This window comes from Geotalea uraniireducens, assembly GCF_027943965.1.
Classification (GTDB): Bacteria; Desulfobacterota; Desulfuromonadia; order Geobacterales; family Geobacteraceae; genus Geobacter; species Geobacter uraniireducens.
Genome location: NZ_AP027151.1, coordinates 3,555,076 through 3,569,648, shown reverse-complemented (window position 1 = coordinate 3,569,648; position 14,573 = coordinate 3,555,076). Strand labels below are relative to the sequence as shown.

12 protein-coding genes are annotated in these 14,573 nt (G+C 61.5%); 11 read left to right on the top strand and 1 reads right to left on the bottom strand.

Annotation, left to right across the window (positions count from 1 at the left end; all coding sequences use genetic code 11):
* Positions 1-4: 4 nt before the first annotated feature.
* Positions 5-346, bottom strand: a complete 342-nt coding sequence (locus QMN23_RS16640; RefSeq protein ID WP_282000450.1) for a hypothetical protein — start codon at positions 344-346, stop codon at positions 5-7.
* A gap of 242 nt (positions 347-588) precedes the next feature.
* Here QMN23_RS16640 and murI point away from each other — a divergent pair, with 242 nt between their 5' ends.
* The 11 genes from murI to QMN23_RS16585 all read left to right on the top strand — a co-directional run bounded on the left by murI (position 589) and on the right by QMN23_RS16585 (position 14,548).
* A complete protein-coding gene (murI, locus tag QMN23_RS16635) occupies positions 589-1,401 on the top strand; it encodes a glutamate racemase (RefSeq protein ID WP_282000449.1) in 813 nt (270 codons plus the stop codon).
* Positions 1,402-1,404: 3 nt separating this feature from the next.
* On the top strand, positions 1,405-2,025 hold the full coding sequence (locus QMN23_RS16630) for a GerMN domain-containing protein (protein ID WP_282000448.1): 621 nt from the start codon (positions 1,405-1,407) through the stop codon (positions 2,023-2,025).
* Positions 2,026-2,090: 65 nt separating this feature from the next.
* Complete coding sequence (locus QMN23_RS16625) at positions 2,091-4,517, top strand: homocysteine S-methyltransferase family protein (RefSeq protein ID WP_282000447.1); 2,427 nt, start codon at positions 2,091-2,093, stop codon at positions 4,515-4,517.
* A 99-nt stretch (positions 4,518-4,616) separates the two neighbouring features.
* A complete protein-coding gene (locus QMN23_RS16620) occupies positions 4,617-5,045 on the top strand; it encodes a hypothetical protein (protein WP_282000446.1) in 429 nt (142 codons plus the stop codon).
* Positions 5,046-5,097: 52 nt separating this feature from the next.
* Positions 5,098-5,955: a transketolase gene (locus QMN23_RS16615; RefSeq protein ID WP_282000445.1), complete on the top strand. Its 858-nt coding sequence runs from the start codon at positions 5,098-5,100 to the stop codon at positions 5,953-5,955.
* A gap of 70 nt (positions 5,956-6,025) precedes the next feature.
* Positions 6,026-6,964, top strand: a complete 939-nt coding sequence (locus QMN23_RS16610; RefSeq protein ID WP_282000444.1) for a transketolase family protein — start codon at positions 6,026-6,028, stop codon at positions 6,962-6,964.
* 3 nt (positions 6,965-6,967) lie between these two features.
* On the top strand, positions 6,968-7,576 hold the full coding sequence (locus tag QMN23_RS16605; RefSeq protein WP_282000443.1) for a type II secretion system protein: 609 nt from the start codon (positions 6,968-6,970) through the stop codon (positions 7,574-7,576).
* A gap of 71 nt (positions 7,577-7,647) precedes the next feature.
* Positions 7,648-9,135 carry a two-component system sensor histidine kinase NtrB gene (locus QMN23_RS16600; protein WP_282000442.1) on the top strand — a complete coding sequence of 496 codons (1,488 nt, stop codon included), beginning with the start codon at positions 7,648-7,650 and terminating at the stop codon, positions 9,133-9,135.
* A gap of 73 nt (positions 9,136-9,208) precedes the next feature.
* A complete protein-coding gene (locus tag QMN23_RS16595) occupies positions 9,209-10,582 on the top strand; it encodes a sigma-54-dependent transcriptional regulator (protein WP_282000441.1) in 1,374 nt (457 codons plus the stop codon).
* Positions 10,583-10,943: 361 nt separating this feature from the next.
* Positions 10,944-13,640: an Ig-like domain-containing protein gene (locus QMN23_RS16590; protein ID WP_282000440.1), complete on the top strand. Its 2,697-nt coding sequence runs from the start codon at positions 10,944-10,946 to the stop codon at positions 13,638-13,640.
* Between the two features lie 68 nt (positions 13,641-13,708).
* Positions 13,709-14,548, top strand: coding sequence for a cytochrome C (locus tag QMN23_RS16585; protein ID WP_282000439.1), 840 nt, complete (start codon positions 13,709-13,711; stop codon positions 14,546-14,548).
* Positions 14,549-14,573: the final 25 nt, after the last annotated feature.

The following is a 14,573-nucleotide window of genomic DNA, read 5'->3' as shown; positions in this document are numbered from 1 at the left end:
AATCTTACTCCGACTTGATGAACAGGAAATAGATGAGAAACGCGCCAATGACCAGCCCACCGAAGGCGAAGGGGAGGGTTGAGCCGAGGGTCAGCTCGTTTCCTTCGCCCGACGGAAGGGTGAAACGGATCAGCAGCGAGATCGAAATGATGGCGAACAGGGTGGCCAGGACGAACTTCGAACGTTTGAACACGGCGTAAAAGATCAGGATCGACATGATGCCGATCACCCACGGGTTCTCCATGGCATTCTTCAGGGTAAGCCCCTTGACGAACTTGACGATGTTCTGCGTCTCCAGGGGGCTGAGTATGTCGCGGGCCTTGTCGGCGAGTGCCTGCTTGTCCATGGGACCTCCGGGCGGGGTGGTCGCTCTGCAGCAATAACCTCATTAATAGCAGATTTCCCCTGCAAAATGAAGCCGGTTTACGTTGGCGGCGGGCGGGGCAAATGCCTTGACAAGGTTTTATGGCTAAAATAGTATATACATCTTTGTCTTGCGGAACAACAGCGAGCAGCCGGAATCAATGGATTTATGCCGTCGGCGCGGGGCCACGGCGGAGCAGACGAATCCGGCAGCGGAGAAAATACGTGCCCTGGAAGGCTATCGGCATTTTCGATTCGGGAGTTGGTGGGCTGACGGTGCTCAAGGAGATCGTCAAGGCCCTCCCCCAGGAAGATACCATCTATTTCGGCGATACTGCCCGGGTTCCTTACGGGACCAAATCGCCCGAGACCGTCACCCGGTACAGCCTGGAGATCGCTTCGTTTCTCGTCAAACGCGACATCAAGCTGCTGGTGGTGGCCTGCAATACCGCTTCGGCCGCTTCTCTCGACGTGCTGCAAAAGAAGCTGCCGATCCCGGTGATCGGTGTCATCGAGCCGGGGGCGCGCCGGGCGGTGGCGGTGACCCGTAGTGGCAAGGTCGGGGTGATCGGCACGGCGGGGACCATCCGCAGCAGTGCTTACGCCAAGGCGATCAAGCGGCTTAACCCCGAGGTTGAAGTGATTACCCGCGCCTGTCCGCTTTTCGTGCCGCTGGCCGAAGAGGGGTGGACCGACAACGAGGTGGCGCGGCTGACCGCCCATGCGTATCTCGACGGGCTGCGGGAGGAGGGGGTCGATACCCTGGTCCTCGGCTGCACCCACTATCCGCTCCTGAAAAAGGTGATCGGCGAGACCGTCGGCGACGGGGTCAAGCTGGTCGATTCGGCTGAAGAGACGGCCCGCACCGTTGCCGAAATCCTCCGGGCGAAGGCGATGACCCGCCCCTCTTCGGAACAGGGCAATCATCACTATTACGTCACCGATATCCCGGCTGGCTTCATTCGGGTCGGCAACCGTTTCCTCGGCGGCCGGCTTGGTGATGTCTACCAGGTAAGCATCGATGGCGAGAAGGGGTAACCCATGAAGCGCACCAAGTCCCGCCGGCGCAATTTCCTGCTGTTGGCCGCTTTCCTGACCGCCGCGCTGGTCCTCGGCCTGCTCATTTTCGGCAAGTACCGGGAGAGCCGGCAACTGCCGGTTGCCAAGCCGGAACCGAAGCCGACCGGCACCATCCAGCTGACCCTCTTTTTTGCGGCCCCCGAAGGGGACGGCCTGGCCCGGGAAGGACGGGTAACGGGGCCCTGCGCCGATCTGGCCGAGTGCGTTGCCGAGGCGGTTGCTGAGCTGGTGAACGGCCCGGTTGGCGACCTGCAGCCGTCGCTCCCTCCCAGCACCATTGTCCACGGGGTGCGGATCGACGGCGATACGGCGGTAATCGACTTCGGCCACGAACTGGTCGAGGGGCTCCCCGGCGGCAGCTCTTCGGAGATGACGGCCGTCTACTCGGTGGTCGACACGGTCTGTTTCAACTTTCCCCAGTTGAAGCGGGTGAAGTTCCTGATCGACGGTAAGGAAACCGACACCCTGGCCGGTCACCTGGACCTGCGGCAACCGCTCGGCCCCGACTATTCACTGGAGAGTGCCGCGGCACCCGCGCCGGCTTCCCCGCCGACTGACGCGCCCGCCCCGCCCCATTCCTGAGTGGCACCCCGCTGGCAACTTTCTGTATTCCGGTCGGTAAAGCCGACGAAAGGGTGGTGAACACCGTGAAGCAACCGTTTCTGCAGGCAATCGGCGAACGCGTCCTGGTCCTCGACGGAGCGATGGGAACCATGCTCCAGGCCCGCGGGCTCAAGCCGGGCCAGTCGCCGGAAGAACTCAATCTGACCATGCCCGAAGTGGTGGCAGGGGTCCATCGCGAATACCTGGAAGCCGGCGCCGATATCATCGTTACCAATACCTTTGGCGGCAGCCGTCCCAAGCTGGCCCATTTCGGGCTGGCCGACCGGGTGACGGAGATCAACGCACGGGCGGTGGCCATTGCCCGGGAGGTCTGTGGCGACCGGGCCTACGTCGCCGCTTCGATCGGTCCGACCGGCCAGTTCGTGGAGCCGGTCGGCGAGCTGTCGTTCGACGAGATGTTCACCACCTTCCGCGAGCAGGCGGCAGCCCTGATCGATGCCGGCGCCGACCTGATCACCCTGGAAACCTTCCTCGATATCAAGGAAATCCGGGCGGCGGTGATCGCCATCCGCGACCTCTCGCCGACCATGCCGGTCATCGCCATGCTCACCTTCGACAACCAGGGGCGGAGCGTGCTCGGCACGCCGCCGGAAGCGGCCGCCGTCACCCTGGAGGCTGCCGGGGCCGATCTTGTCGGCTCGAATTGCGGCCTCGGCCCGGACGGCATTTGCGACGTGCTGGCTGCGATGCGCCGGGTGACCCGGCTGCCGCTGATTTCCCAGGCCAACGCCGGTTTGCCGCAGCTGGTGGACGGAACGACGGTCTTTCCCGCTTCTCCCGAGGAGATGACTGCGTTCCACGACCGGCTGCTCGACCTGAACGTCCGGATCATCGGCGGTTGCTGCGGTACCACCCCGGCGCATATCCGGGCGATCAAGGCGGCACTGGCCGGGCGCAACCAAGGGTGGCGAGAGAAGTGCGGCCCCGCCGCGAACGTCACCTTCCTGTCGAGCCGGACCGGGGTGGTCGCGATCGGTGGCGGCGCGCCGGCGGCGATCATCGGCGAGCGGATCAACCCGACCGGCAAGAAGGGGTTCGCCCAGGAACTGCACGAGGGAAAGGTCGCCTATATCCGTCGTGAGGCGCTGGAGCAGACGGCGGCGGGGGCGCACCTGCTCGATGTCAACGTCGGCACCCCCGGCATCGACGAACCGGCGGCGATGGAGCGGGCGGTGTTCTGTGCCGCCACGACCGCCGGCGTGCCGCTGGTGCTCGATTCGTCCAGTCCCGAAGCGCTGGAGCGGGGGTTGAAGGCGGCGGACGGCAAGGTGCTGGTCAACTCGGTTAACGGTGAAGAAAAAAGTCTGCAGCGGGTGCTGCCGCTGGTGAAGAAATATGGCGCTGCAGTCATCGGCCTGGCCCTCGACGAACAGGGGATTCCGGAAACGGCCGAGGGGCGGCTGACGGTGGCGCGCCGGATCGTTGCCGCGGCCATGGCTGCCGGTATCCGGCCCGGTGAGGTGATTGTCGACTGCCTGACCCTGACGGTCAGCGCCGAGCAGAAGCGGGCGGTGGAGACGTTGCGGGCGCTGGCGCTGGTCAAGGAGCAGACCGGCTGCAATACCGTGCTCGGGGTCAGCAATATTTCCTTCGGTCTTCCCCGCCGGCCGCTGATTTCCTCGACCTTTTTCGCCATGGCGCTGGCCGCCGGCCTCGATGCAGCGATCATCAACCCGAAAGAAGAAGAGATGATGGCCGCCTGGCGGTCCGCGATGGTCCTCCTGAACCGCGACCTGCGGGCCGCTGCCTATATCGAAGCTTACAAGGGCACGGCCGCCGCCGCGGTCGAACCGGCAGCCGCCGGCGAGCCCGACATCCGGGAACGGCTCCGCCGGGCGGTGATCAACGGCGAGCGCGACGGTGTCGTCGCCCTGGTCGAGGAGGCGCTGGCCGCCGGGCTGGAACCGCTGCAGGTGAGCAACGAAGGACTGCTTCCCGGTCTGGAGGAAGTCGGGCGGCGTTTTGAGAAGAACCAGGTTTTCCTCCCCCAGGTGATGCAGTCGGCGGATACCATGCAGGCCGCCTTTGCCCGCCTCAAACGGGAAATGGCCGGAGCAGCGACCAGCCTGGGCAAGATTCTGATGGCTACCGTCGAGGGTGATATCCACGACATCGGCAAGAACATCGTCTGCACCCTCCTGGAAAATCACGGTTTCGAAGTTATCGATCTCGGGAAGAACGTCGCCGCCGACCGGATTGTTGCCGAGGCCCGGCGCCTGGCGGTTGACGCAGTCGGCCTGTCGGCACTGATGACCACTACCATGACTGAGATGGAACAGGTCATTGCCAGGCTGAAAGAGGCGGGGATCAGGACCTTCACCATGGTCGGCGGGGCGGTGGTGACCCAGGAGTACGCCGAACGGATCGGCGCCGATCTCTACGCCAAGGATGCCATGGAGGCGGTGGCCCGGATCAAGGCGCTGCTGAAAGGGAGCGGCGGGACGGAGTGATGGGCGCTAAGTCCGTGATTTGCCGGACCAATTATTCCTTGCAACCGCTTAATTTCCGTGATATTTTCAATATATTACGTCTTTTGGCGGATAGCGGCCATGATCGTCGGTTTCAATCATAACGTGATGTACAAAGGGGAAATCTTCCATATTCAGACGGAAGACAGCGGTATCCGGAACCCCCACATCATCACCCTCCTCTACCAGGGGGGGACCATCATCTCTTCCCGCAAGACCAGCTACGCGGATATTATCAAAGCGGACAATCTGGAACGGGTGGTCGAGGAGTTGATGAAGGAGCAGCACAAGGATATGCTCCGGCGGCTCAAGGCCGGTGAGTTCGACGCTCGGGCGTTCGGGGCCAAGAGTGCTCCCGCAGCTTCTCCGGCACCCCCGGTTGTCCCGCCGGCCAAGGTTGCCCCGCCGACCGCGTCGCCGTCGAAGGCGCCGACAAGGCCGGCGGAGAAGCCGTCGAGTCTCGACGAGGTGATCCTCGATTTTCTCATGGCAGATGAGAAGGATAAATAAGTCGAATCAGCGCCGGGGACGGTGCTGATGAAGAATTTCGGCATATTCAATCATGACAGTAACGGAAAGGAACAGCGTGGATAGCGAAAAGATCAGGCTTCTCGAAGACAAGGCCCGCCAGCTGCGGGTCGCTATCGTGAAAACCCTCCACAAGTCACAGTCGGGCCATACCGGCGGTTCGCTTTCGGCCATCGACATGGTTACCGCCCTCTATTTTCATACGATGCGGCACAAGCCGGACGAGCCGGCCTGGGCCGGCCGCGACCGGTTCGTGCTCTGCAAGGGGCATGCGGCGCCTGCCCTCTACGTGGCTCTGGCGGAAGCCGGTTATTTCCCGAAGGAAGACCTGATGACGCTGCGCCGGCTCGGCAGCCACCTGCAGGGGCATCCGGACAGCAAGGTAACGCCGGGGGTCGAAGTCTGCACCGGTTCCCTCGGCCAGGGGCTTTCGATGGCCAACGGCATGGCGCTCGGGCTCCGGCTCGACGGCAGTGCCAGCCGGGTCTATGCGCTGCTCGGCGACGGCGAGCTCCAGGAAGGGCAGGTCTGGGAGGCGGCCATGGCGGCCGGCCACTACAAGCTGGACAACCTCTGTGCCCTGATCGATGTCAACCGCCTGCAGATCGACGGCGAAGTGGCGAAAGTCATGAACGTCGAGCCGGTCACCGATAAGTTCCGCGCCTTCGGCTGGAACGTCATCGATGTGGATGGTCACAGCATGGCCGCCATTGTGGCCGCCCTCGAACAGGCCGCCACCGTCAAGGGGCAGCCGACCGCCATCGTTGCCCGGACCGTCAAGGGGAAAGGGGTTTCCTTCTTCGAGAACAAGGCCTCCTACCATGGCGTCGCTCCGAGCGACGAGGAGCTGCCGAAAGCCCTCGAATGCCTCGGCGAACAGTGCAACCTGTAGCGGCGGGGACCTGCCCCGTTTCGGACGCGCGACTGCGCGTCGCCATGCCATTTCGAAAGGACATTGACATATGAGCACCATGATTGCCACCCGCGATGCCTACGGCCAGACCCTCGGGGAGCTGGGCGAAGAAAATCGGGACATCGTCGTCCTCGACGCGGACCTGTCCGGTTCCACCAAGACCGGGGTTTTCGCCAAGAAATTCCCCGAACGGTTCTTCAATATGGGGATCGCCGAAGCCAACATGGTCGGCACCGCCGCCGGCCTGGCGGCGGCCGGTAAAATCCCCTTCGTCTCCACGTTTGCCGTGTTTGCCTCCGGTCGGGCCTGGGAACAGATCCGCCAGTCGGTAGCCTATCCCAAGGCCAACGTCAAGATCGTCGCCACCCACGGCGGGGTTACCGTCGGCGAGGATGGCGGTTCCCACCAGTCAGTGGAGGATATTGCGATCATGCGCGCCATTCCGAACATGACGGTCATCGTTCCTGCCGACGGGCCGGAGACCGCCAAGGCGATCCGGGCCGCAGCCACCATGAAAGGACCGGTCTACATCCGGCTCGGCCGAAACAAGGTCCCGACGGTCTTTGCCGACGACGCCCCCTTCGCGGTGGGAAAAGGGGCCGAACTGGCCGGCGGGAGCGATCTGACCTTCGTTACTACCGGCCTGATGACCGCCCAGGCGCTGGTTGCCGCCGAGCGGCTCAAGGCCGAAGGGGTGTCCGCCCGGGTGGTCCACTTGGCGACGATCAAGCCGCTGGACGGCGAGATCCTTCTTCGGGCGGCCCGGGAAACCGGAGCCATCGTTACCGCCGAAGAGCATTCGGTGGTCGGCGGGCTCGGTGGGGCGGTGGCGGAATTCCTCGGCGAGCATTGTCCGGTGCCGCTCAAGCGGGTCGGCATCTATGACCGCTTCGGTACCTCCGGCAAAGCGGAAGAGTTGCTCAAGTACTTCTCGCTGATGCCGGAAGATCTGGCCGAGGCGGCCCGGGAGATCCTGGCGAGGAAGTAGCTCATGGGCGTGCGGCTCCTCAGATCGTCGGCCGGCTATACCTTCATTGCCCTGCTGGTGATCGTCGCCATCATGGGGATCATGCTGGGGGCGATCGGCCAGAGCTGGCACACGATCATGGTGCGGGAGCAGGAGGAAGAGCTCCTGTTTCGCGGCGAGCAGTACCGGCAGGCACTGGAGCGGTGGCATAATCCCGACCCCAAGCTCGGCCTGCCACCTGCCACCCCGCTCAAGGACCTGCGGGACCTGTTGCAGGACCCGCGGACCGCCGGCAAGAGGCGCTACCTCCGCCGACTATACAAAGATCCGATCACCGGTGAGGATTTTGTGGTCCTGCGCAACGCAACCCGGGGGATCATCGGGGTGATGAGCCCGAGCGAGAAGGCGCCGCTGAAAACCGGCGGCTTCCCGTCGGAGCTGGCCAGTTTCGAGGGGCAGGACCAGTACAAGAAGTGGGTTTTCACGATCAATATGGGCCAGCAGCAGAAAACTTCCCGTTCGACGGTTACCCTGCCGTCGGGGAGTTCAACATCGGCAACATCGGTGCCGGCCGGTACGACGGACAGTGGGCAGCAGAGCGGGAGCACCACGCCGTACTCGACCTCGCCGTGAACAGCGGGGCGTCCGCCGGGTAAGGCCGACATGAGCGTATTTCCCAGCCATCGTGGTGTCGTGGGGGAAGGTTGATCATCAAGAGTCTGACAACGAGAGTCATCGTTATCCTGGTGGGCCTTTTGTCCGTGGGGATCGGCACCTTTACCTATCTCAATCTCAAGCGGGAGAAAAGCCAGCTCATTGCGGCCGCCCGTGAAAACACCCATCTCCTTCTCAATACCGTCGAACGCAGTATCTTCAAATCGATGAGCATCGGCGACACCCAGGACGTGCAGACCATCCTGGAGATGGTCGGCCAGAGCCACAGCAAGATCGCCCGGGTGCGCATCTTCCACCCCCAGGGGATGGTTCTCAAGTCATCGCGGCCGGAAGAAGTCGGTCTGCCGATCCCCGACGCTGATTACCAGCTGTTCATCAACAACCGGATCGAGGGGATTTTCCAGACGAGCGATCATGGCGAGGTCTTCGGCATGATCAAGCCGATTTACAACGACGAATCGTGCCATATCTGCCATGGCCCCAACCGACGGATCATCGGTATCCTCGATGTCAATTACTCCCTGGCGGAGACCAACCGGCGGATCGTCGAAGCGACCCGGTTGTTCGTCGTTTCCACTATTGCCATCATGCTCTTTATCGTCATGGCCATCTCGTTGGTCATGTTCCGTTGCGTCCGTCAACCGCTGAACTGCATCATCGAAAACATGGCGCGGGTCGAGCAGGGTGACCTGTCGGTACGGATGCAAGCGGAGCGGCCGGATGAGATCGGCCGGCTGGTGGAGAGCTTCGATTCGATGGTCGACAAGCTCGACCGGGCGAAACAGGAGCTGGAGCAGTACCACTTCCAGCAGATGGAGCGGGCCGATCGTCTCGCTTCGGTCGGTGAGATGGCCGCCGGCATCGCTCACGAGATCAAGAACCCGCTGGCGGGGATTGCGGCGGCGATGAGCATCATTCGCCAGGATTTTCTCGACGAAGACCCGCGCAAAGAGATCATCAGCGAAGTCGTCGAGCAGGTGAGCCGGCTCGACAAGACGGTCAACGATCTGCTGTTCTTCGGCAAGCCGACCCTGCCGGAGCCGACTTTTGCCGATCTCAACGAGATCCTCCAGAAGACCCTGTTGTTTGCCCTGCAACACCGGGGTGGGAAGAACATCGAACGGCGGCTTGAGCTGGCGGCCGAGCTCCCCTTGGTCTTTGTTGATCCGAAACAGGTGCAGCAGGTCTTTCTCAACCTGATCCTGAATGCCATCCAGGCGATGAAGGAGGGGGGGGTGTTGACGGTCGGCAGCGAGTTGGTGGATGCGGGCGAAGTTTGTTGGGTGAGGACCAGGATTGCCGATACCGGCCCGGGGATTCCCGACCAGATCATCAGCAAGATCTTTACCCCGTTTTTCACGACCAAGGCCCAGGGAACGGGACTGGGGCTTGCCATCTGCCAGAAGCTCATCACCCAACACGGGGGAACGATTTCCGTTGCCAGCTCAACCGGTGAGGGGACGGTCTTTACCATTGACCTGCCGGTGCCGGACGACATGCCGGCAGAGAGCGTATAGGCGTCATTCGGGCCTCCCGGCCCGCGAGCCGCAACTGCACTGCGATTACGATCCAAAACGTAAAGGAGCGGACGTGAGAAAAACAAAGATTCTGGTGGTAGACGACGAGCATCTAATCCGCTGGTCGCTGGAACAGAACCTGAAAAAGCAGGGCTATGACGTGGTTTCTGCCGGTAATGGTGAAGATGCCCTCCGGATTGTCCGCGAGGAGCAGCCGGATCTGGTGCTGCTCGATATCCAGCTCCCCGGCATCAGCGGTCTGGAGGTACTGGAAAAGATCAAAGAATACGACGAGGAAGTCATCGTTATCATGGTCACCGCCCACGGCGCTCTGGAGACGGCAGTCCATGCGATGCGCCTCGGTGCCTACGATTATATCAACAAGCCGTTCAATCTGGACGAGATGGCAATTGTCATCCGCAAGGCCCTGGAAACCTCGGACTTGCGCCGTGAAGTTGCCCGACTTCGCAGCGAACAGTCGAAAAAATTCGGCCCGCCCGATATCGTCGGCTCCAGCCGCCACATGAAAAACGTGCTGGAAATGATGGAGAAGGTCGCCAAGAGCGATGCCTCGACAGTGCTGATCCAGGGCGAGTCCGGCACCGGTAAGGAGCTGGTTGCCAAGTGGATTCACTATCAGTCGGCCCGGGCCGATAAGCCGTTTGTCGCCATCAACTGCGCCGCGGTTCCGGCCACCTTGCTGGAAAGCGAGCTGTTCGGCCATGAGAAGGGGGCGTTTACCGACGCCAAGACGATGAAAAAAGGGCTTTTCGAGCTGGCCGATGGCGGAACGGTCTTCCTTGACGAAATCGGTGATATGGAAATGGGGATGCAGGCCAAGTTGCTTCGCTTTCTCGAGGAGCGGACCTTCCGGCGGATCGGCGGCACCAAGTCGTTCTCCGTCGACGTTCGGATCATCTCCGCCACCAACCGGGATCTCCTGAAGGCGATCGAGGAGAAAAACTTCCGCAACGACCTTTACTACCGCCTTCAGGTAATCCCCATCTATCTGCCGCCATTACGGGAACGCCGCGAGGATATCCTTCATCTGGCCAATCATTTCATCGAGCAGTTCAACCGGGAGTTCAACAAGCATGTGACGGGCATTTCGAAAATGGCCGAAAAGCTGCTGCTGGAATATCATTGGCCCGGCAACATCCGCGAACTGAAAAACGTTATTGAGCGGGCGATTATCCTCGGCAACGAGGAGACACTGCTCCTCGAACATCTCCCGCTGGAGATCGTTGCCAAGGCCTCGACCCAGTCGACCGGGCTCACCACCTTCAAGCTGCCGGCAGAAGGGGTCGATATCGAAGAGGTGGAGAAGGAGCTGATTCGTCAGGCTTTGGAGAACAGCGACTGGAACCAGTCGAAGGCGGCGAAGAAGCTGAGCCTCGGCATCGACGCTTTTCGCTACCGGATGAAGAAATTCGGCTTCCTCAAGTAAGAATTCTCTCACGATAATTCCGTCAAATGGCGATATCCCGGCAGTCTTACCCGACTGCCGGGATAGTTCGTCCCGCTGTCAATTTATTCCGCTCCCGCTGTCATTTTTTTTCACTGCCAATCGATATCGCTGTCAATAGCAAAGAACCAATGAACGTTTTGGTTGTGGCTTGGAAGGGTTACGGCCCCGACGATGTCCAGATAAGCCGCTATTATTTAGCGTGAATTAGTTAATTATTGGTAACCAACTAACGATTTTAATGATTGGCACTATAATTGCTCGCTAAATAGCAGAGTTATCGTCGTGGCCGGCTCCCTGGCCGGCATGGCAGACGATCTCCAATAAATCCGGAGGCATTACCATGGTACGCAGATCACCAAAACGGTTGATGTCCGTTGCCTTCTCGCTGGCGTTTCTGGTGATTTCACTGGTGACGTCGGCATTTGCGACAACGGTTCCGTCGGTGGTTGTTCAAGATCCCGTTAGCCAGGGGATTCGCTCTCCGCTCAGGATAGCCATTGATGCCGCCGGGAACCTCTATGTGACAGATTCGCTCGTCAATGCCGTTCTCAAATACGATGCCTTCGGCCATCTGCTCCAGCAGTTCAAGACCGCCGGTTCGCCGCAGGGGATTTTCGTCGAGAGCGACGGGACAATGCTCGTTGGCGAGGGTGATTTCGTGGTGCGGCTGGCCGCCGACGGCCATGAACTCGGCCGGCTCGGCAGTGGCGCCGGACAGTTCAAGATGGCCAATGGCATTACCGAGGATGCGGCGGGATATATCTATGTAGTCGACAGTTTGGATAACTGTGTCCAGGTGTTCAATGCCAATGGGGTGTTCGTGCAGCGTTTCGGTACCTTTGGCGCCGCGGCCGGCCAGTTTTCCACCCCCACGGGGATCGCCTACGAGAAAAATGCCAATGAACTGGCCGTTGTCGATACCCGCAATGGCCGGGTGCAGTTCTTCGGGACCGACGGCGTCTACCGGCGGACGGTCGGCAGTTTTGGCGCCAACCCGCTCAAATTTACCGCGCCTCAAGGGGTGGGCTTCGAGTATTCGAACGATCCGACGCCGGTCCTGAAGCGGATGTATGTGGTCGATACCTTCCAGAGCCTGGTCCAGGCTGTCGATATGACTGTCAGTCCGGCGGCCTTCCTGTCGTACATCGGCAGCTACGGCAATGGTAACGGCAAACTGATGGTCCCGTCGGACGTGCAGTTCGACCAGGCCCACGGTCGGCTCATGGTGGTCAACGGCTACGGCAATGTGACCGTCTATGGCATCGACGGTGGCAGCCTCCCGCTCGATACGACCCCGCCGACTCTGGCGATCGACCCGTTGCCGTCGGTGGTTTACACCGGCAGCGTCGACATTGCCGGTGCGGTCGAAGCCGGGGCAACGGTGGCGGTGGCTGGCCCGGCGACAGCGACGGTCGGGACGGTTACCTATCCGACCACCGACACTTGGCGCGTCACGGTGACCGGGCTGACGCTTGGCAGCAACCTGTTTACCGTTACGGCCAAAGACAGCGCGAACAACGTAACTACCCAGACGGCCACGACCCAGTACTTGCTGGCCCAGCCGCAACTGACCCTCGATCCGGTGCCGGCCCTGACCGGCGACGGCTATCAGCAGTTCAGCGGTACGGTCGATGCCGGTTGTACGGTGACCATCGTCAACCAGACCACCAACCAGAGCGTCCAGGCAACGGTGTTCGGGACCTCCTGGAGCCAGCGGCTTGCACTTGCCGCCGGTCCGAACACCATCAAGGTAATTGCCGAGCGTTCGCAGAGCGCGACGGCGGCCCTGTCGGTGACCACTACCCTGGACAACACGATGCCGGTCCTTGTCGTCTCCGCCCTCGCCGACGGCAGTTACACCAGTGAGCAAATCCAGAACGTCAAGGTCCAGGTGAGCGATGCCAATCTCGCCGGGGTGACCGTGAACGGCCAGCCGCTGGCGGTGGTCGATGGCGCTGCCAGCACGGCCATTACCCTTGCCCAGGGGGCGAACACGATTACGGTCGTGGCTACTGACCTGGTCGGCAACGTGACAACCAACAGCCGGACCATCATCTACGATGTGACCCGGCCGGTGATCAGCTTCACCGCTCCGGCCGACGGTGCCTTCGTCTCGGTCGATCACCTGATGTTCAGCGGCAGCGTCGACAAGACCGCCACGGTTACCGTTGCCGGTAAGCCGGCACAGATGAGCGGCACGTCCTGGAGCGCCGAGGTGAGCCTGGTACCGGGGCTGAATACGATCGATGTGTCGGCGGTCGATCTGGCGGGGAATACCAGTTCCGCCAAACGGACGATCACCTACGATACCGAAGCACCGGCGGTGGTGATTACCACTCCCGCCCAGGATTTCGCCACGAACCAGGGGACGATCTGTCTTGTCGGCAGCTTCACCGATTCGAGCCCGGTTACGGTCAGTGCGGACGTGAACGGTACGCCGGTCGCGGCTACCGTTACGGATAACACCTTTGTCCTGACGGTGAACTTCACCGACCAGGGGAGCTATGCCGTAACCGTCAAGGGGACCGATGCGGCCGGCAATGTCGGCAGTGTCACCAGGACGATCATCTACGATACCACGCCGCCGGCGCTGGAGCTCAATGCGGTGAACACTCCCTATCCGTCGGCCCTGTCCGGTAGCGTAGAGGCGGGGGCGGCGGTGGCCGTCGAGGACAAGAACGGCACGGCCGGTACGGTGACCCTCAACGGTACCGCCTGGCAGGCAACGCTCAATCCCGGCCAGTACGACTCGGCAACGCTGGCGGTTCGGGCTACCGACGCCGCAGGCAACAGCACGACGCGGAGTCTGGTGGTTCAGGTGCCGGACGGAGATGTTGACGGTGACGGCACGGTAACCATCCAGGATGCGCTCACGGCGCTGCGGATCTTCACCAAGCAGCAGCCCCCCACGGCAACGAATCTGGCCCATGGCGACATCGGTCCGCTGATGCTCGGCAAGGCGCGCCCGAACGGGGCAATTGATCTGGTCGACGTGTTGCTGATCCTGAGGAAGGCCCTCGGGATGCAGAGCTGGTAACGAAACGACCACCGTTGTATGCAGGATGCAGTTTAAGTAACGGACTACGCGCGATGAGGCTGAGATAGATGAAGAACATTTTCCTGACAATCGGAGTCGCACTGCTTTTGCCGGCAACGGCCATCATTGCCCATGCCGGCCCGGGAAACATCCGGAATACGGTACACAACCTGTCGAGTACCGGTCCGGGCTTTGTCCGCCATTTCTACAGTACCGAGACGACTCAGATCTGTATCTTCTGTCATACGCCCCACAATGCCCAGCCGGCCCAACCGCTCTGGAACAAGGCGATGCCGACCCAGGCGTTCCAGATGTATACCTCGTCGATGACCCTGACCAGCGTTGCCAAGGCGGCAACGACCCCGGGCCCCGAATCGCTGCTCTGCCTGAGCTGTCATGACGGGCGGACAGCCCTGAACGTGTTGCACAATGCCAGTTTCGGGATCGATGCCGGCAGCGGGGACAAGAAGTTCCTGGTCGGTGGTGTCTACGACGATCCGATGGCTCCCGCCGGCGTAACCGGGGTGCCGATGAACATCGATCTGTTCGGCGCTCCTTACCGGGCAAACCTCGGCCGGACCGGCGATAGCGGCGATGCCCGCTATACCGGGACCAACCTGACCGACGACCATCCGATCTCCTTCTCCTATACCCAGGCTTACGACGAGAAGGTGGCCAAAGGGCTCAATGTCCTCAATCCCATTTCGGTGCCGAAGGGTCAGGGCCTGCGCTTCTTCGGCGGCAACCGCGATCAGATCGAGTGTTCGACCTGTCACGATCCGCATGTCGATTACGGGATGGACTACAATGGCAATCCGACCGGCAGCGGCGGCAACACCGCTTTGCGGCCGTTTCTCGCCCGGGACAATACTGGCAGCGCACTTTGCCTTGCCTGTCATAATAAATAGTAATTTCAATGTGGTGTACATGTTC